Raw genomic sequence first — 19,591 nt, forward strand, 5'->3', positions numbered from 1 at the left:
CTTTGTAAAATCGATGTTAGGTTAGGTAATCCCGGTATTGGCTTTTGGGACATGCCCTTCCTTTTTAGAGCTATCTAGTTATTTTACCCTAAGGGAGTTGAAGATTTTCTCCTAATTTACTCCCTCCAACTCATCGGATAATCTGGATCTACGAATTCCAATCCTTGGGTTGTGACGTACATAGGATTAAAAGTATCCAACATTACCGCAAGTTCTTCAGTGGCTTTTGCTCCGATGGATTTTTCTACAGTTCCTGGGTGTGGGCCATGTGGCAAGCCGCCCATGTGAAGGGTAAAAGAACCCCTGTCGATTCCTTTTCTGCTCATAAACTCACCTTCGGCATAATACAAGATTTCGTCAGAGTCAATGTTGCTGTGGTTGTATGGAGCTGGAATTGCCAATGGATGGTAATCGAACAATCTTGGGACAAATGAGCAAATCACAAATCCCCAAGCCTGAAAAGTTTGATGCACTGGAGGTGGCTGATGGATTCGGCCTGTGATCGGTTCAAAATCATGGATCGAAAGGGCATAAGGATAAAGATATCCATCCCAACCAACAATGTCCAACGGGCTGTGTCCATATGTGTATGGATGAAGCATCCCCTGTTTTTTGATCTGAATGAGGTGTTCTCCTTTTTCGTTTTCGGTGTACATTTCATGCGGGGGACGAATATCCCTTTCGCAATAAGGTGAGTGTTCCAAAAGCTGGCCTACCTCATTTCTATATCTTTTGACAGTCTCAATTGGTCCTTTGGATTCTATGACCAAGAGCCTGAGTGGACCTTCTTCCTTAAATTCGAATCTATAGATGGTAGTTCTCGGTATCACAATGTAATCCCCCTGTCTCACTTCCAGTTTCCCAAACTGGGAATACATCACACCTTCGCCATCATGGATGTAAAGCAACTCGTCTCCATCAGCATTTTTGAAAAAGAAATCCATCTTTCTTTGCTCTGGAGAGCAAATTCCCATCATCACATCATTGTTTTTCATCAGCATTTTTCTCGCACTGAGGTAGTCTTTGCCCGTTGTGCCTACACCAGCTGTCTTTAGATGAGTCTGATTCAAGCCGTGTTCCTTGGCGATTTCCCAATCAAAAGGAATGGGCTTGCCGATTTTCTGAACATTATTGGGGTTGTGGATGTGATATAAGTTTGAATAAATGCCAGAAAACCCCTTGGAGCTCACCAATTCTTCTTTGTATAGACTACCATCGGGCTGTCTGAATTGTGTATGTCTCTTTGGAGGGATGTTTCCAAGTCTGTGATAATATGCCATTTACTTTTGGGTTTATATTTATATTCAAATTTAAGGATTTATGTTGACCTGCTGTCAAGGTGGCAGAATTATTTCCTTTGGTGTAGAAGAGGAGTTATAAAATTGTAAAAATGTTTAAAGGTTGCAACGTTTAAAAGTTGTTGAATGGCGAAACTTTTCAAAATATCAGATGTTGTTGACATTTGCGGTTTAGTTGTTGAGATTTGGGATAATCATATTATTAACTTTGTAAAAAAAAGGTCAAGTTATGGACATCCAAACAGAAAAATATGCTCTTATCGAATACATTACAAAAATCACTGATATTAAGCTGATTGAAAAGCTAAAGGATTTTGTAAAAGCAAGTGAAAAAGATTTTTGGAATGAACTTACGGATGCGCAAAGAAAAGAAATTCTACAGGGGATGGATGAGTTGGGTAGGGGTGAAAAATTTGATTACGAGCAATTTATGTCAAAGCATAGATAATGAAAAGGGAAGTTGTTTTTTCATCATAAATTAAAGGTTTTAAAGATGTTCATCAAGCAAGCTTGCTGATGAATTAGCCATAAATTCCTTTTGTATTTTTTTAATTGCAAATATTTGTCCGCTAAGCGCGGGACATATATGCTTAGCGGATTTTAAGTTCTATTAGCTCTCCTTGTACTTCATACTTGGTACATTGTACAAAACAAGGGCTTGAATGGTTTTTCAGATTCTATTTACCTTGCACTAGCTGATGTAGCTGCACTTATGGCAATAATCGTCAGGATTGCAGCCTGAATTTCCTTGATAGCAATTTCTACAGTATCTTTTATAGGGTTTTCTTTGACGATTTCTTGGATTTTCTTTTTGATTGCCTTCTTGTTTTGGCTGTCTGATGTTAACAACTTATGCATTTGGCTCGCATCTATCAATCCCAACAATGCTATTTGCTCGGTGTTTTGGAAATCTGGGTTTCTGATAAACTGCTTCAATGAGTCATGTATTTCATTTCTTAGCTGTTTGTCTAGGATAAATGATCTTTTGTACGGGAAAATCCCCAAAAATGCTTTTTCTTGGTTTCTAACTATTCTTTTTGATTCCAACCCTTTCAATGCAGACCACCTGAATTTACCACTTTTCCGACCCAATGTCTGAGTCCAATATTTAAGTGTTCTGGGTTTCTTTGACTCTTGGATCAAGTTGGTCACTCCAAGCAAAAGAGGGCTGTCTATTTTTTCAATATCCTTGAGGTATACATTGCCATCTACTAGTTTAAGATGTTCTTTGATTGATAACTCCAATAAAATAGCTCCCGCCAAACTATAGTTTAGATGTAAATCGGAAGTGATGAATTTCCCGTTTTCACGATGAATCGCCAACAAAAGCAGTTTTTCAGAAAGTGATAATTCCATGTGGTTAAGTTTGATTGATTAAAAGTATGATGATTTTATATGATTATCCGCTACTTTGCCAGTAATGAAGTAAGCAAACCATCATGTTGCGGATAATCGTCTACTACGCCACGCCTGTCCGCCGTGGTGGAGCGCACGAGTGTCAACGGACGACAGTCAACAGTAATGAAAATCCGTTGTTGGAGAAACTTTGTTTGGCTTGTGGCAAAGTAGCGTATATACATATGATTTTACTTGAAAAGTGAGGAAAAAGTTTGGTTTTAAGGTAAAATGATTAGCCATTATAATTTATGTGTCTAGTTTACACACAAGTAAAATTGCAGAGAATCATAAAAGTCTCAATAAAATAAAAAAAAGCGGCACAGAGCCGCTTTTAAGCAATTATTCATGATCAACTGGTTTTAATCAATTGATGTGCTATTTAATCTTCAAAAAGGTATTTGCTCAATTCTTCTTTGGCAGCACCTGTTTTTTTCTGGAGTTTGCCTAGAAGTTGATCTTCTTGACCTTCGGCGTAAGCTAAATCATCATCAGTCAATTCGCCATACTTCTCCTTCAACTTACCCTTCATTTCGTTCCAGTTTCCTTTCAATTTCAATTTAGTAGACATAACAATAATTGGTTTAGTTTAAAATATATTATGTCTGTTATAGTGCAACTACTATTCCAAAGTATTGGTAATGGTAAAATAAATATTGTTAAAGTTAAATATTTATCAAATTTTAATGCGTGGGAATTATTTCCCTTCCCCAAAAGCCCAAAATTTAGTATCTTTAAATTTTCATTTTTATCTATCATAAAGTCATGAACCAAGCTGTATCAGTCAAAAAACCAGAGGAGATTTTAAAGGAGTTTTTTGGGTATTCCGATTTCAGGGGCAATCAAAAACAGATTATCCATTCTGTTCTTACAAAAAAAGATACCATTGTCCTGATGCCCACAGGTGGTGGGAAATCAGTGTGTTACCAAGTCCCCGCAATGGTTTTTGAGGGTTTGACTTTGGTGATTTCTCCCTTGATTTCCTTGATGAAGGATCAGGTGGATGCATTGAATGCCAATGGGATTTCTGCTGCATTTTTGAATTCTTCCCAAAGTCAAAGTGAACAGCGTTTTATATCTTCCCAGATCCAATCGGGAAAAATCAAATTGTTGTACATCGCCCCCGAGCGCCTGTATAGAGGGGATTATCCTTTGATAGATTTTCTGAAAACGGTGAATTTGTCTCTTGTTGCCATAGATGAAGCACATTGTGTTTCCCAATGGGGGCATGATTTTAGGCCTGAGTATTTGAAAATTGGGGAATTGAGGAAATTATTTCCCCAAATACCATTTGTTGCATTGACTGCCACAGCTGATAAATTGACCAGAAAAGATATTGCAGATAAGTTGGGACTAAAAACTCCACAGTGGTTTATTTCATCTTTTGACAGAAGCAATATCACCTATCGTGTCACAGCCAAAAGGGATGCCATGGGCAAATTGTTGGAGTTTTTGGACTTTCACAAAAAAGACTCAGGTGTGATATATTGCCTATCCAGAAAAAATGTGGAGGAGACAGCCTCAGAACTTCAGGCGAGAGGATTGTCTGCCTTGCCATATCATGCAGGATTGCCAAGGGAAGAGCGTGAGAAAAACCAAGAGTTGTTTATCAAAGACGAAATCAAAATCATGGTGGCCACGATTGCTTTTGGTATGGGGATAGACAAATCGAATGTAAGGTTTGTCGTCCACATGAATATGCCCCAAAATATAGAAGGCTATTATCAGGAAACTGGTAGGGCAGGAAGGGATGGGCTTCCAAGTGATGCTCTGCTGTTTTACTCTGGCCAAGATGCAGTGACGCTAGGCAGGATGCTGGAGCAAGGGGAGAACCAGGAGTTTACCCATGTGATGCAGGAAAAGTTGGAAAAGATGAAATCATTTTGTCAGACGAAGCTCTGCAGGAGAAAATTTTTGCTGAATTACTTTGGGGAGAACCATGCAGGAGATTGTGGCAATTGTGATATATGCTTCCAAAAAGGCAATCGCCATGACATGACCATTCCTTCCCAGATGTTGCTTTCGACCATAGCCAGGTTGGGCGAGAGTTTTGGGATAGGATACGTGATTTTGGTGCTGAGGGGCTCTAAGTCTGCCAAAGTCCAAGAAGCACACCAAAGTTTGAGTGTTTATGGAATAGGAAAAGACAGACCGGAGTCTTTTTGGAAGGATTTGGGGGACAAGCTGATCCAGGAAGATTATTTGGCAGAGGCAGGTAACCAATTTCCGACCTTGAAGCTCACAGAATTTGCCTGGCAAAAGCTGAAAGCAAAAGAAAAGATCTTGCTTCCAATGGGAGAGTCCCTGTCAGAGGTGTCAAGTAAACCAAGTACACATCATGAAGAATTGTTGGATGAATTGAAAGCTTTGAGATATTCGATTGCCCAAAAAAGTGGAGTACCACCTTATGTGGTATTTGCGGATAGTTCATTGTTGGAGATGGCTACCTATTTGCCTGTTGACGAACCTTCGTTTTTGACGATTTCAGGAGTTGGCCAGGTGAAGGCACAGAGTTATGGAGATGATTTTCTGAAAATCATAGATGACTATGTCAAGAAAAACAAGCTCACACCACAGCGAAAAGTACAAACCCAAAGAACCAAGCCAGTTCGCAGTTCCCAGTCTGAAGCGATGACCTTAAAGCTTTTCAAAGAGGGGAAAAATATATACCAAATAGCTGAAGAGCGAGGAATGACTTTCAATACCGTGGAAGAGCATTTGGTGAACATGGTCAAAAAGAAAGTAGTAGAGGCAGAGAAGTTTTTGGCAAAAGATGATATCCTCAACATTCGCCTAGCTTATAGAAGGCAGGGCACACATTTTCTGAAGCCTTTGAAAGAGCATTTTGGTGAAAGGTATTCTTATTTTCAGTTGAAGGTAGCTTTGGCAGAAGAGAGGTAGGGCTTAGAGGCTCTCGCAAAGGAAGCAGAGGGGCTAAGACCCGCAAAAGCTTTTTGTCTGGAGTTTGGCTTGGCGGAAAAAGATTGAAAGATTTTGGGATTCTCAATTAGGATGGTGCTTTAGCCCATCCACTAAGGGTATAGAGCTAGATCAGGAGGCTTTAGCCGAATCTTTTCAATGGTCTTTCTTAAATTGGTTGGCATTTTTTTATTTTTAAGGAAAACTCAATTTCCTACTTATGGATCATAGGGATAGGCATTTCATGACTGTCCCAAACCTTGTATTTTGCTTCTTGTACCTTTTGTCTCTATAAAATCTGCCTTCTGAAATCTAGAATCTAAAACCTTCTCCATCCTTCCAATACCAGATTCTTGTTGTACTTTTATGGTTAAATATACAACACATGGCTAAGTCTTTTTCTTTTTGGAGTTTACTGAAGATCAGCAGGCCTGCGAATTTGTTGATTGTTGCTTTTGCGCAGATGATGGCAGCCTATTTTTTGGTTGAAACGAATAGGCGTGGATTGCCGGTTCTTCAAGATATTGATTTATACCTGATGGTATTGGCAACGGTGATTTTGACAGCAGGAGGCTATGTGATCAACGATTATTATGATGTGAAAATCGACTATATCAACAAGCCAAATGAGGTGGTTATAGGCAAAGGGATGCGTAGAAGGGTAGCGATTTTTTATCATACTCTCCTCAATTTTACTGGGATAGGGATTGCTTGGATAGTTAGCCCTAGGATTGGTGTGATTTTCTTTATCGCGGCATTTTTACTTTGGCTATACAGCAATTTATTGAAGAGGCTGCCATTTGTGGGGAACTTTGTTGTGGCATTATTGACTGGTACAGCAATTTGGATGGTGGGATATTATTATCAAAAATCGGAATTGTTGGTTTTGACTTATGCAATCTTTGCTTTTTTCATCAATTTAATCAGGGAGATCATCAAGGATATAGAGGACAGGCAGGGTGATAGAAAGCATGGCTGTAGGACACTTCCGATTGTAATCGGGTTTAGAAATACCAAAAGGGTGATTTTTGCGATTGCCATCGTTTTTGTCTGTGCAATCTTGGTTGTGACCTTCAAAATAAACAATTCATCATTATTCTATTACTTTGGAGGGTTGAGCTTTCTTTTCTTTTTGTTTATGTATAAAATATATGTAGCAGACCGAAAAGCTCACTTTACAGAGTTAAGTGTTTTGTCAAAATTATTGATGCTGACAGGGATAATTAGTATGGGCTTGTTGTAGTATGGAACACTGATGACGCAGATTGGGCTGATAATCGCAGGTTAAAACAATTGATTATCTGCTAATCAATCTTTTCAGAGTCTTTAAGGCCTTTTTCGGTTTTCTGAATCACAATCAGTTGTTCAACCAAATTATCCAGTGAAAACTCTTCAGGTATGTTTCCTAATTGTTTTTTCACTTGTACTTTTGTCAACATAATCAAATGTTTTATTATGCTTTCAATTTACAGTCTTAAATAAATATATTCCTCACATTTCATTGATTTTCTTCTTATGAATTGTTGCGTGTTATTTCTGAAGCAGCTATTCGCTTTTTCTTGTAAAATTTTCCTTATATCTGAAAATACCAAAAGAAAAGCAGGTCTTTGCAGATGATTTCCCACTTAGACCTGCTTGAAAAATTAGATTTGTTTTTCTCTACCTAATCCCTCTGGCTATTGATCAGATAAGGGGTTTTGCCATCGGTGATGATGATTTTCGTGTTTGGGGAGTTTGACAGTTCCCTGAAGGCTTCGATGCTTCTCAATTCGATGATTTCCCGAACCAAGCCCTCTGCTAGGATTTTTTGGGCATCCCGAGTCCCTTCAGCTTCGATACGTCTTCTTTCTGCTTCTTTTCTTTCCCTGTCCAGCACGTATTCCATTTGTTGTGCCTCCTGTTCTGCTTGCAGTTTTCTCTCGATAGCCCTACTCAATTCCGCAGGCAGTTTGATGCTTTTCATGAGAACTCTCTCAATGATAAAACCCCTCTCCCGGAGTGATTCATGCATTCTGTCTTGTATTTGGTTCTCTATTTGCCCCCGCATGCCTGAGTGCATGTCTTTGGCCATGTATTGCGCCGTCACATCTGCCGCTGCGGATCGGAAGACATTCATGATCAAGACTCTTTCATAGTTTTCTCCTACATTTTCCAGGATGAATGGGACCTTGTTTTTTTCGATATTGTAAAGGATGGAAATTTCTGATTCTATTGTCAACCCTTCCTTGCTCGGAAGATTGAGTTTTACCTCTTGGTTGACAGTTCTGATAGGGACTTTGATCACTGTAGTGGTCAACGGATTGTAGCCAACAAGCCCTGCATCGGAGATGTTTTCATTGAGCTTACCAAATTTACGCTTGACACCCACTTCGCCTTGCCTGACTACTGTACACGAGGCAATCAGTGCGGCAATAATTGAGAATAAAAGAAACTTTTTCATGGTCGATTATTTTTAGGATTCAGTTTTGTTAACGTGTATTGTGCTACCTAAGGTTATAAGTTTTTATGTATATCAGCTTTCTTACGAATAGCCATTTAAAATAATGTATCCATTATTGTTTCCAGGGCAAGTTGACTGTCAACCGTCGACAGTTGACAATTATCCGCATGATTACAACTACATAATTTAACTACTGGTGCCATTGCGGATAATCATATAAGTTTTTATACCCAAGCAGTCTAAATCCCAGAAAGAGGATTGAATTCTTTTCTATTTCTCTATTTTTGTTTTTTCAAAACCAAAAAAGAAATCCCGGTGAAAAAAATAGCAATACTTGCATCAGGAAGCGGTTCCAATGCTGAGAAAATAATGGAGTATTTTCAGGATTCTGAAATAGCCCAAATCTCATTGATTGCCTCAAATAAGAAAGACGCTTTTGTACTAGAGCGGGCGAAGAAATTTGATGTTCCGACTTTCATATTCAACAAAGCAGATTTGGAGGCAGGGTTGTTGACTAGGATGCTGCTGGGATTAGAGGTGGATTTGGTTGTGTTGGCCGGGTTTTTATTGAAGATTCCGGAGAATTTGATCCGCTCCTTTCCAGACAAAATCGTCAATATCCATCCCGCACTGCTCCCAAAGTATGGAGGGAAAGGAATGTATGGCATGCATGTACACCAAGCTGTCAAAGCTGCCAAAGATGAAGAAACGGGGATAACCATCCATCTCGTAAATGAGAATTATGATGAGGGGAAAGTTGTCTTTCAGGCAGGAGTGGAAGTACAGGAATCAGATACTCCGGAAGATATTGCCCAAAAAGTGCATGAATTGGAGCATAAATACTTTCCAAATGTCATAGAAAGCCTGCTTTAATGCCTTGGTTTTCCTACCTTTGCAACTTGAAAAAAATCCAATCACTATACACACTTTCAAATGCAAATTGACTTTTGTGTCTTTGTGCCTTTGTGGTGAATTTAAATTATGGCAAACAAAAAAATCCAATCCGCTCTAATTTCGGTCTTTTACAAAGACAATCTTGAACCGATTATAGCACAACTCAAAGCTCAAGGGGTGAAAATCTACTCTACAGGTGGAACACAGAAGTTTATTGAAGAACAAGGAGCTGAAGTAATCCCTGTTGAAGAATTGACGGGTTATCCATCGATATTTGGGGGAAGGGTAAAAACCCTACATCCTAAGATTTTTGGCGGAATCCTACACAGAAGGGATCATGAAGGTGATATTTCGCAAGCCACGGAATTTGGTATTCCCGCAATAGATTTGGTAATTGTGGATTTGTATCCATTTGAGGAAACTGTAGCTTCAGGAGCTTCTGAAGCGGATGTTATTGAGAAGATTGATATTGGTGGGATTTCTTTGATACGGGCAGCCGCCAAGAACTTCAAAGATGTCACGATCATTGCCTCCAAAGCCCAGTATGGTGAATTGGAAGAGAGGTTGAAAGCCCAAGATGGAGCGACTACTTTGGAAGATAGAAGATATTTTGCTGCACAGGCTTTCCAAGTGTCATCCAATTATGATACGCATATCTTCAATTATTTCAATAGAACAGAAAATATTCCTGCCCTGAAAATTTCCGAGTCCAAATCTAAGGGATTGAGATATGGAGAGAACCCACATCAAGCGGCACATTTTTACGGAGATTTGGAAGAGTTGTTTGACCAGTTGAATGGCAAGGAATTGTCATACAACAACCTCGTGGATGTGGATGCGGCAGTAGCATTGATTGCGGAATTCAAAGAAGAAACTGCTTTTGCGATTTTGAAGCATACCAATGCCTGTGGTGTTGCACTTGCTGATTCAGTGAAGGAAGCGTATCAAAAGGCATTTGCAGCAGATACTACCTCCGCATTTGGTGGTGTATTGATCACGAATAAGAATGTAGATTTGGCTGCCGCTGAAGAAATGCACAGCCTTTTCTTTGAGGTATTGATAGCGCCATCATTTGATGAGGACGCCTTGGCATTATTGAAAGGGAAGAAAAACAGAATTCTTCTAAGACAAAAAATCCAGATAGAAGGTACTAAACAAATCAAAACCTTGCTCAATGGAATCATTGAGCAGGATAAAGATCTGCAAACTGAGACGAAGGCGGATTTTAAGGTAGTTACGAAAGTGTCTCCTTCGGATGAGGAGCAGAATGCATTGGTCTTTGCAGCCAAAATCTGTAAACATACCAAATCCAACACCATTATCTTGAGCAACAGCAATCAGCTGTTTGCTTCAGGTGTAGGACAGACTTCCCGGGTAGATGCGTTGAGACAGGCTATTGAAAAGGCAAAGTCTTTTGGGTTTGAATTAAAGGGTGCGGTGATGGCATCAGATGCATTTTTCCCATTCCCAGATTGTGTGGAAATCGCTTCAAAAGAAGGGATTACCGCGGTAGTTCAGCCAGGAGGTTCTATCAAAGATCAGGATTCTATTGATTTCTGCGATGCGCGTGGCATGAGTATGGTGATGACAGGAGTGAGGCATTTCAAGCATTAATAATTACTCTTAAAAAGATCAACTAACTGAATCAAAAAGACCTGGACAATTGTAGTTCAGGTCTTTTTTGCCAAAAAAAAGATCTCAAATGCAACCTTTTGGGGTGGGAAAGAACTTTTTTGAAATTGACCTTTTATTAATGTAAATTTGTTTAAGGGATAATTGGATTGATCAGAAGATTTTAGATTTGATCTTTAGTAAATTTGCTTTGTGTAATTATGAAACAGCTGACTTTAAATATTTCGGAAAATAAATACAAGACTTTTCTTGAGTTCATCAGAACGCTTGATTACGTAAAGATAGAAGTGGTTGATGAGGATGCCTTGGAAAATCTTAAAGTTAGCCTGGCTGAAGTGAAGCTTATAAAAGAAGGCAAATTGCCAAAGCAAAAAGCCAAAGATTTTTTAAATGAGCTTTGATGTAATCATTACGCCAGTTTTCAAGAAGCTTTTCAAAAAATTAGCTAAAAAATACCCATCTCTAAAAACTGAACTTGAAGAACTGATCGAAAAACTATCTGAAGAACCTAAATTAGGGGTTTCCTTAGGTCAAAATCTTCACAAGATCAGAATTTCAATTTCTTCCAAAAACAGGGGGAAATCGGGAGGTGCTAGAGTGATATCATTTATTTTAAGGAAGGAAGAGGAAGTTTATTTGGTTTACATTTATGACAAAAGTGAATTGGATAGCCTTACTAAAGATGAAATAAATGAATTATTGAACGATTTAGGATTAAAATAAGGTTAAAGTTGATCCGAAAATCGCCTAGATTCTTCTTAAGATAAATTCTAAATCCTAATTTGCAGGCTTATTTAAAAACTTGATGTATTTGACCCGTTTTTGGGTAGAGTAAGCAAGATGATAACTATGAAACATAAATCCCAACTTAAAATATACAACACCCTTTCCAGAACAAAGGAGATTTTTGAACCACTAAGTCCACCTTTCGTAGGGATGTATGTTTGTGGGCCGACAGTCTATGGTGATGCCCACTTGGGACATGGTAGGCCTGCGATCACTTTTGATACTGTATACAGGTATTTGACGCATCTTGGGATGAAGGTACGGTATGTCAGAAATATCACAGATGTAGGTCACCTTCAGGGAGATGCTGATGAAGGGGAGGATAAAATTGCCAAAAAAGCCAAATTGGAACAACTCGAACCAATGGAAGTGGCGCAGCAATATACGGACTCATACCACAGGGATATGTTGGCATTAAACACCATCAAGCCGAGTATTGAGCCGAGGGCCACTGGGCATATCCCAGAGCAGATAGCCTTGGTTCAGGGGATTTTGAAGGAAGGGTTGGCTTATGAGGTAAATGGATCCGTGTATTTTGATGTGTTGAAATACAATGAAACCCGACAGTATGGCAAATTATCGGGGAGGGTTTTGGAAGAGTTGGTCTCTGGAAGCAGGGATCTTGACGGTCAGTCGGAGAAAAGAAATGCGGTAGATTTTGCTTTATGGAAAAATGCCGCTCCGGAACATTTGATGAAATGGGATTCTCCATGGGGAACGGGTTTTCCCGGTTGGCATTTGGAGTGTACCGCAATGAGTTCCAAGTATCTTGGAAAGCAATTTGATATTCACGGAGGAGGTATGGATTTGATGTTTCCCCACCATGAGTGTGAGATTGCACAGGGTAATGCATGCAACCATCAGGATCCAGCCAAATACTGGATGCATAACAATATGATCACAATCAATGGTCAGAAAATGGGCAAGTCTTTGGGTAATTTTATTACACTTCAGGAGTTGTTTACAGGGAAGCATGACTTGTTGGGGCAGGCTTATAGCCCGATGACTATTCGCTACTTCATCCTGACGGCGCATTATAGGTCTACTTTGGACTTTTCCAATGACGCACTGAGGGCTGCACAGAAAGGCTACAAAAAAATCATCAATGGCTTGAGGATTGCCAAGGGATTGGTTTTTGAAGCCGACAATGATGTGGAGGTAGATGAAAAACAAGCACAGCAGGTAGAACAGATCATTGCCAATGCCTACAGGGCTATGGATGATGATTTCAATACGGCACAGGCGATTGGTCATCTTTTCAATATTTTGAAAAAGATCAATTCCATATATACTGGCCAGCTAAATGCCGGGCAATTGGGCAAAGAGGTATTTGAGAAAATGATCGATACTTTTGTTGTTTTTGTTGAAGAAATATTGGGATTGCAGGAGGAAAAACCTGACCACCAAGAAGGTTTGTTGGAGGTTTTGCTAAAGTTGTACACGGATGCAAAGCTTGCAAAGAATTATGGTAAAGTTGATGAGATTAGAAGTGCTTTGAAGACAATGGGGATTATTGTAAAAGATATGAAAGATAAAATCGATTGGGCATATGAAGAGTAAGATTCTTTTTAGCATATTGTTGCTATTGGGTTTTTGGGCATGTGATCCCAAGTCATCATCTGATCAGGTTGTTGAGGAAGTCAACTACAGGGATACTCCTGAATTCAATGCAGATTCGGCTTTTCATTATATCCAAAAACAGGTGGATTTTGGTCCACGTGTACCTATGACAGCTGGGCATCGGCAGACGAAAGAATGGATTGTCTCCAAATTTCAAGAATTTGGCTTGGATGTGCAGACACAGGAATTTCAAGCCACTACCTATGATAACCAAACATGGGATTTGACGAATATCATAGCATCTTATAACCCAGCGGCCCAGAAAAGGATCATGATCTCTGCACATTGGGATACAAGGAGGATTGCTGATAAAGATACCCAGAGGTTGGATGAGCCGATAGATGGTGCCAATGATGGGGGATCGGGAGTCGGTGTCGCTTTGGAGCTCGCAAGGGTCTTGGCTACTTCCGATTTGAAAGCTGATGTAGGTGTTGATTTTATTTTGTTTGATGGAGAAGATGATGGAGAGCCTGAGCATACTTCCAGAAGGAACAATTCCCAGATTTGGTGGTGTTTGGGATCACAATATTGGTCTAAGAATCCACACCAAAATGGATACAAGGCATTTTATGGAATCCTTTTGGATATGGTAGGTGGCAAGGGTGCAAGATTCCACAGGGAAGGGTATTCCATGTATTTTGCCAAAAACATTGTCAACAAGGTATGGAATTATGGAATAGAATTGGGATATTCGGACTTCTTCATACTTAAAGATACGGGGGAGATCACTGATGATCATTTCTTTGTAAATAAAAATGCAGGCATACCTATGATAGATATTATAGAGTTTTCGCCGGAGGTAGGATTTGGAAGGTATCATCATACCCATGAAGACAATATGGATTTGATCGATAAGAGGACATTGAAGGCAGTTGGTCAAACAGTGTTGTTTACAATATATCAGGAGTAACTTAACCAAAATACAGTCAATGAAAAGAGGCCATCAGGTAACCATGAAGGAGATTGCCAAGAAGCTCAACGTTTCTGTCTCCACAGTTTCCAGGGCATTGAAAGACTCCCCAGAGCTGCATCCAGATACAAAACAACGTATCGTGGAAATGGCCAAAAGTATGAATTATCAGCCAAATTTATTGGCGCAAAGTCTGAGGATCAGTAGGAGCAAAGTGCTGGGGGTAATTGTGCCTGAGCTGACATCCCACTTTTTTTCAAGCAATATATCAGGAATACAAGATACCGCTTATAAGAGAGGCTATAATGTGATGATTTGCCAATCGAATGAGTCCTATGTACAAGAGATTTCCAATATCAGGATTCTTGTGGCAAGCCAAGTAGATGGCCTGTTGATATCCCTCAGTAGGGAGACCAAAAATTATCAACACCTGCAGGATCTTTATGATCGGGAGATTCCGTTCATCATGTTTGATCGGGTTACTGAAGAAATTCCAGTGTCAAGAGTTACCGTAGATGATGCCCATGGGGCTTATCAGGTGACACATCACCTGCTGGAGCAGGGTTGTAGGAAAATTGCATTTATATCGGGTCCGCAAGACTTATACATCAGCAAAAAGAGGAAAGAAGGGTACTTGAAGGCATTGGCTGAATATGGGATTTCCGAAAATGAAAGCCGGGTGTATGTGTCTGACCTTAATGAAGAGTCCAATAGGCAAATTGCTTATAAAATATTGGAGGAGGAGGATCGGGCAGATGCAATATTTGCAATGATAGATCCTGTGGCTGTCGATGTGATGTTGATATTGAAAGAAAAAGGAATCAAGATTCCGGAAGAAATCGCTTTGGCTGGATTTACCAACAACCCGACATCTTCGGTGGTAGAACCGGCGCTGACAACTGTGTCCCAGCCGGGATATGAAATGGGGCAAATTGCAGCCAACCATCTTTTGGACCAACTGGATGATATTGTTTCTGATGAACCAAAATCTTTTGTTTTGGGCACAACCCTGATCGCGAGAAATTCCACATTGAAAATCAAGTAATCTGAAATTTACGGTTGCACAAAGACTGAAAATCAATAATTATCAATCAATTTGCCAAAGTATTGGGTAATTACATTTTCAGCCTTTATTTTTAGCATTCAAACCTATTAAAATAATGCTTATCAAACCTGTTCTGAACGCTGAACTATTTGGCAGTACACCAAATGGTGAAGAAATAAAACTGTACACTATAGAAATCCCAGGGGTGATAAAAGCCTCGATTATGGATTTTGGAGCCACATTGACCCATTTGTATGTGCCCGATAGAAATGGAAAAATGGAAGATGTGGTGCTTGGATTCGATGACCTTGCAGGATACCAAAAGAAAGAATACCAAGAAAATTATTGCTATCTGGGATCTACGATAGGGAGAGTTGGAGGTAGGATCAGGGGAAACCAATTCGAATTGGATGGTGTGACCTATAAACTGGAACCCAACCAAGGGAAAATACATCTCCATGGGGGAAAAGAAGGTTGGGACAGAAAAGTATGGAATGCAAAACCTATCAACCATGATAGTGCTATAGGTGTTGAGTTTTCGTTGAAAAGTCCAGAAGGTGGGGATTACCCTGGGGAAATAGATTTTAGTGTGATTTATAGTGTCAATCCAGAAGGGGAGTTGAGCATAGAATATCGCGGGACTACGGATAAAGCGACTATTCTGAACCCAACCAACCATTCTTATTTTAATTTGGGCGGAGACTTTTCCAAGTCTATTCTGGACCATACATTGCGATTGGAGGCAAGTCGTTTTTTGCCAATTGATGAAAATAGTTTTCCGACTGGAGAATTGGCAGCTGTAGAAAACACCCCATTTGACTTCACAAACCCAAAGGAAATTTCAGTAGCTATCCACCAAAACCACGAGCAAATCAAGCTTGGAAACGGGATAGACCATTCCTTTGCTTTTGATGTCCAGGAAAAATGTGCCAGCCTATACGATCCCATAAGTGGGAGATTGTTGGAGCTTACTACCACAGAACCGGGTGTTCAGGTATATACATCAAATTTCCTAAATGGCAACATTAGGGGGAAAGGTGATGTAGCGTATAAGCAGCATGCTGCCATATGCTTGGAAACACAGCACTTTCCGGATAGCATCAACCAAAAAGATTTCCCGTCCGTAGTTTTAAGACCTGGTGAAGTCTTTTCGTCAAAATCCATTTTTAAATTTTCAGCCCAATAAAACTCAAAACCATGTATCAATCAATAAAAAGTACTTTCATCGATTTATTCAGCAAAGAGCCATTGTTGGTATATTCTCCAGGGAGGATTAATTTGATCGGTGAGCATACAGATTACAACGGGGGCTATGTGTTGCCGGCTGCCATTGACAAGAAAATGGTAGTGGCAATTGCTGCAAATGATTCCGGGATTGGAAGGATATATTCAGTTGATTTTAAGGAAGAGTTTTCTTTTGATATAGCATCATTTTCACCTAAGAAAGGGCATTGGGCCACCTATGTCATGGGCGTAGTCTCACAGCTGCAGCAGGCAGGGTATGCCGTCAAAGGCTTTGATATGGTCTTTGGTGGGGATATACCCGTGGGGGCTGGTTTGTCTTCCTCTGCAGCTTTGGAATGTGCAGTTGGGTTTGCCTTGTCGGAGTTGTTTGGGTTGAATATCCCAAAGAAATCCATCGTACATTATGCACAAAAAGCAGAGCACACTTTTGCAGGGGTACAGTGCGGTATAATGGATCAATTTGCCTCTGTCATGGGGAAGAAAAGCCATGCCATAAGGCTGGATTGTAGAACATTGGAATTTGATTATTTCCCAATTGATTTAGGGGCATATAAAATTTTGCTGATAGATACACAAGTGAAGCATTCATTGGCAGACAGTGCCTACAATCAAAGAAGGTTGGAGTGTGAGGAAGGTGTGAGTGCAGCAAAACAAATCCAATCGGACATCAAAGACTTGAGGGATGTTAGCCTGGACTTGCTCGGGCAGTTGGATTTGCCAAGTGTCGTTTATGATAGATGTAGATTTGTGGTTGAGGAGAATCAGCGGGTGTTGGATTCCTGTGATTTGCTATCAAAAGGGGACTTGGAAGGTTTTGGAGAAAAAGTTTACCAATCGCATGAAGGACTTAGTAAGTTATATGAAGTGAGTTGTGATGAGCTGGATTTTTTGGTGGATTATACAAAAGAGGTTTCGGGTGTATTGGGGAGTAGGATGATGGGTGGAGGCTTTGGCGGCTGTACTATCAATATTGTACACGAAGATATCATTGGGCAACTTCAAAAAGATGTGTCGGAAGCATATGAAAGGAAATTCAATAAATCTCCAAAGTTCTATATAGTCTCCCCTGAAGAGGGAACGGGGCTGTTGTAAAGTTTAAACAAAAAAAGGGGGCGGAATTTTAAAATATTCCGCCCCCTTTTTTTCTAAATCTACTAGAACAACCTAAACCCAGCAGACAATACTAATTGGTTTTGTCTTTGGTCTGTTTGGAATCCGGCAACACTGTTGGCTATTTTTCCCAGTGAGCTTTCATACTTTGCGTCTAAAATCAAATTGCCTATATCCAATCCTATACCTGCTTGGTAGCCGATGGTAGAACTCTTGTAATCGATGTTTTGGGTTGCGGCAATGGGATCATCCCCAAATGACTGATCCAATAAAATACTTGCAATAGGACCTGCCTGGATCCTGAAAAACCTCACGAATTTGAAACCAACCATCAAGGGGATATCAAGCCTATTGAAATTTGTTTCTACTGTTGCATTGTTGTTTTCGTCGATTATAAATCCTCCCGTGTTTGTGTACAGAAATTCCGGTTGTACAAATATCGAAGCACCTCCCATTCGGACAAATGCACCAATATGGTATCCCAATCTATCTTCTCCTGATTGATAGCCATCACCATTCACTTTTATGGTGGATTGGGATACTCCGAACTTAGGGCCTATAGAGAAATCTTGGGCTTGAAGGGAGTTTGCCAACAGGAAGACGAGAATAAATATGATTGGATTTTTCATAAGTCCGGTTTTAGATTGGATAAATAAAACATTTGTAAAGGAAGTCTTATTCATGGTGTATAACGAATTTTTCAATCACAATAGTTTATGGAATTGAAATAGTTGGCTACAAATCTACGAGGTGAAAGGTCTAATATCATTAAAAATACCAAAAAAACTTATGAATGTATATAAAAATAAGCGGGACATCTTGAAATGCTTCAAAATGCCCCGCTTATTTCTTTTGGATCTTATTGATTATCCGCCTGCTTCAGGCTCACCAAATACACCAAATAGGTTCAATAAAACAAGTCCAATTACCAATGGGCAAATGAATCTAATGAAGAATACCCAGATTTTTCCGGCACTCAAACCAAATATGATATTCTTTTTGAAATTTGGAGATCCAATTGCTATTTCGTCTACCAGATCATTTGTTTTGAACGACCATCCCGAAAATACTGCAAACAAAAGACAGAGAACAGTCACTGCCAAAGTCCCAAAAGTCCAGTCCATAATATCAAACCAGCCTGTTTTTGAGATTGATCCAATTTTCATGGTAACGGTACTGAAGAAATTTCCGTCAATTGAGCTCAAAATAGCAGGGATGGAAATAACCATGGCTGCGATACCAACTCCCCAAGCTGCTTTTTTTCTTGAGATTTTCTTTTCATCTATCAGATATCCAACAGGAACTTCAAGCATCGAAATGGTCGATGTCAAAGCTGCAACCATCAGCAATAGGAAAAATGATGCGCCAATAATTTGTCCACCGGGGATTTGGTCAAATACCTGTGGTAAAATTTTAAATACCAAGGAAGGTCCTTCGTCTGGTTTTAGTCCAAGGGCAAAAACCGCCGGGAATATCATCAGTCCACCAAGTAGGGCTACAAAGCTATCAATGGCGCCAATCCACATGCCACTGCTTACCAAATTTGAGCTTTTTGGCAAGTAAGAACCGTAAGTGACCATAAGACCCCAGCCTACACTCATGGAGAAGAATGCTTGTCCCAATGCTGCTAAGATCACACCGCCATTTATTTTGGAAAAATCAGGTTGTAGGTAATATTTGATCCCTTCACCTGCCCCTTCCAATGTCACGCTTCTTCCAGCTATGAGGATGATCAGAACAAATAGAACTGGCATCAACAGCTTAGAAGCTTTTTCGATTCCGCCTGACACACCTCCAAGTATAACCAAAATGGTGATGATCATAAAGAAGAACGTGAGGGGGATTATGTACTCGGGGGTACGGATAAATACAGCAAAATCAACAGGGATGTTTACCAATTCCGTGATGATGTAGCCAACGGTCCATCCCGCTATTACAGAGTAATAAGTCAACACCATAAAACAGATTATTACACTCATAATCCCTGGAGTCATCCATAATTTATTCTTGGAAGCAATTTTCATAGCACCTATTGGGTTTTTCCCGGTAAGTCTACCTATTGCCAGCTCGTTGAATAATAAAGGTATGCCAATTAGAATCACACAAAGGATGTAGACAAACACAAATGCGCCTCCACCATTCTCACCAGTGATGTATGGGAATCTCCAAATATTACCTAATCCTACAGCCGACCCTGCTGCTGCCATTATAAATCCTAGACTTGAGCCCCATTGACCTCTGCCTTCAGTGTCAGTATTAACTGCCATACCTTTCGAATAATTAGTTTTAGTTAGATT

At 39.9% G+C, this 19,591-nt stretch carries 19 protein-coding genes; 12 read left to right on the forward strand and 7 right to left on the reverse strand.

The window, feature by feature from the left end:
• Window positions 1-116 precede the first annotated feature (116 nt).
• Window positions 117-1,280 carry a homogentisate 1,2-dioxygenase gene (locus ACFSKL_RS02405; RefSeq protein WP_376883199.1) on the reverse strand — a complete coding sequence of 388 codons (1,164 nt, stop codon included), beginning with the start codon at window positions 1,278-1,280 and terminating at the stop codon, window positions 117-119.
• A gap of 247 nt (window positions 1,281-1,527) precedes the next feature.
• Here ACFSKL_RS02405 and ACFSKL_RS02410 point away from each other — a divergent pair, with 247 nt between their 5' ends.
• Complete coding sequence (locus ACFSKL_RS02410) at window positions 1,528-1,746, forward strand: hypothetical protein (protein ID WP_376883200.1); 219 nt, start codon at window positions 1,528-1,530, stop codon at window positions 1,744-1,746.
• A 233-nt stretch (window positions 1,747-1,979) separates the two neighbouring features.
• Here ACFSKL_RS02410 and ACFSKL_RS02415 read toward each other — a convergent pair whose 3' ends face one another.
• Both ACFSKL_RS02415 and ACFSKL_RS02420 read right to left on the reverse strand, forming a co-directional pair.
• Window positions 1,980-2,654, reverse strand: coding sequence for a GOLPH3/VPS74 family protein (locus ACFSKL_RS02415; RefSeq protein WP_376883202.1), 675 nt, complete (start codon window positions 2,652-2,654; stop codon window positions 1,980-1,982).
• Between the two features lie 421 nt (window positions 2,655-3,075).
• A complete protein-coding gene (locus tag ACFSKL_RS02420) occupies window positions 3,076-3,264 on the reverse strand; it encodes a CsbD family protein (protein ID WP_241410431.1) in 189 nt (62 codons plus the stop codon).
• A 194-nt stretch (window positions 3,265-3,458) separates the two neighbouring features.
• Here ACFSKL_RS02420 and recQ point away from each other — a divergent pair, with 194 nt between their 5' ends.
• Window positions 3,459-5,594, forward strand: coding sequence for a DNA helicase RecQ (gene recQ / locus ACFSKL_RS02425; RefSeq protein WP_376883204.1), 2,136 nt, complete (start codon window positions 3,459-3,461; stop codon window positions 5,592-5,594).
• Between the two features lie 403 nt (window positions 5,595-5,997).
• Window positions 5,998-6,855, forward strand: coding sequence for a geranylgeranylglycerol-phosphate geranylgeranyltransferase (locus ACFSKL_RS02430; protein WP_376883206.1), 858 nt, complete (start codon window positions 5,998-6,000; stop codon window positions 6,853-6,855).
• 61 nt (window positions 6,856-6,916) lie between these two features.
• On the opposite strand, the gene ACFSKL_RS02435 is transcribed toward ACFSKL_RS02430, so the two are convergent.
• Entirely contained in the window at window positions 6,917-7,051 is a 135-nt protein-coding gene (locus ACFSKL_RS02435) for a hypothetical protein (RefSeq protein WP_376883208.1), read from the reverse strand.
• A gap of 224 nt (window positions 7,052-7,275) precedes the next feature.
• Window positions 7,276-8,052, reverse strand: a complete 777-nt coding sequence (locus tag ACFSKL_RS02440; protein ID WP_376883210.1) for a prohibitin family protein — start codon at window positions 8,050-8,052, stop codon at window positions 7,276-7,278.
• A 315-nt stretch (window positions 8,053-8,367) separates the two neighbouring features.
• On the opposite strand from ACFSKL_RS02440, the gene purN reads away from it, so the two are divergent.
• The 9 genes from purN to ACFSKL_RS02485 all read left to right on the forward strand — a co-directional run bounded on the left by purN (window position 8,368) and on the right by ACFSKL_RS02485 (window position 17,276).
• The gene (gene purN, locus ACFSKL_RS02445) at window positions 8,368-8,925 is read left to right on the forward strand and encodes a phosphoribosylglycinamide formyltransferase (RefSeq protein WP_376883212.1); all 558 of its coding nucleotides are present in this window, start codon (window positions 8,368-8,370) and stop codon (window positions 8,923-8,925) included.
• 108 nt (window positions 8,926-9,033) lie between these two features.
• Entirely contained in the window at window positions 9,034-10,560 is a 1,527-nt protein-coding gene (gene purH, locus ACFSKL_RS02450) for a bifunctional phosphoribosylaminoimidazolecarboxamide formyltransferase/IMP cyclohydrolase (RefSeq protein WP_376883214.1), read from the forward strand.
• A 218-nt stretch (window positions 10,561-10,778) separates the two neighbouring features.
• Window positions 10,779-10,979, forward strand: coding sequence for a hypothetical protein (locus ACFSKL_RS02455; RefSeq protein ID WP_376883216.1), 201 nt, complete (start codon window positions 10,779-10,781; stop codon window positions 10,977-10,979).
• Window positions 10,969-11,301 carry a type II toxin-antitoxin system RelE/ParE family toxin gene (locus ACFSKL_RS02460; protein WP_376883218.1) on the forward strand — a complete coding sequence of 111 codons (333 nt, stop codon included), beginning with the start codon at window positions 10,969-10,971 and terminating at the stop codon, window positions 11,299-11,301. Before ACFSKL_RS02455 ends, ACFSKL_RS02460 begins: the two co-directional genes overlap by 11 nt.
• Window positions 11,302-11,418: 117 nt before the next feature.
• Entirely contained in the window at window positions 11,419-12,924 is a 1,506-nt protein-coding gene (cysS, locus tag ACFSKL_RS02465; RefSeq protein WP_376883220.1) for a cysteine--tRNA ligase, read from the forward strand.
• Complete coding sequence (locus ACFSKL_RS02470) at window positions 12,914-13,894, forward strand: M28 family peptidase (RefSeq protein WP_376883222.1); 981 nt, start codon at window positions 12,914-12,916, stop codon at window positions 13,892-13,894. The genes cysS and ACFSKL_RS02470 overlap by 11 nt, the downstream gene beginning before the upstream one ends.
• A 19-nt stretch (window positions 13,895-13,913) precedes the next feature.
• Window positions 13,914-14,939, forward strand: coding sequence for a LacI family DNA-binding transcriptional regulator (locus ACFSKL_RS02475; protein ID WP_376883224.1), 1,026 nt, complete (start codon window positions 13,914-13,916; stop codon window positions 14,937-14,939).
• A 115-nt stretch (window positions 14,940-15,054) separates the two neighbouring features.
• Complete coding sequence (locus ACFSKL_RS02480; protein WP_376883226.1) at window positions 15,055-16,125, forward strand: aldose epimerase family protein; 1,071 nt, start codon at window positions 15,055-15,057, stop codon at window positions 16,123-16,125.
• Window positions 16,126-16,136: 11 nt separating this feature from the next.
• Window positions 16,137-17,276: a galactokinase gene (locus tag ACFSKL_RS02485; RefSeq protein WP_376883228.1), complete on the forward strand. Its 1,140-nt coding sequence runs from the start codon at window positions 16,137-16,139 to the stop codon at window positions 17,274-17,276.
• A gap of 62 nt (window positions 17,277-17,338) precedes the next feature.
• On the opposite strand, the gene ACFSKL_RS02490 is transcribed toward ACFSKL_RS02485, so the two are convergent.
• Together ACFSKL_RS02490 and ACFSKL_RS02495 are read right to left on the reverse strand one after the other, a co-directional pair.
• Window positions 17,339-17,923, reverse strand: a complete 585-nt coding sequence (locus ACFSKL_RS02490; protein ID WP_376883230.1) for a porin family protein — start codon at window positions 17,921-17,923, stop codon at window positions 17,339-17,341.
• 237 nt (window positions 17,924-18,160) lie between these two features.
• Complete coding sequence (locus ACFSKL_RS02495) at window positions 18,161-19,561, reverse strand: sodium-dependent transporter (protein ID WP_376883232.1); 1,401 nt, start codon at window positions 19,559-19,561, stop codon at window positions 18,161-18,163.
• Between the last annotated feature and the right edge of the window lie 30 nt (window positions 19,562-19,591).

The sequence above is a fragment of the Belliella marina genome (assembly GCF_042682445.1).
In the GTDB taxonomy this organism is placed as follows: Bacteria; Bacteroidota; Bacteroidia; order Cytophagales; family Cyclobacteriaceae; genus Belliella; species Belliella marina.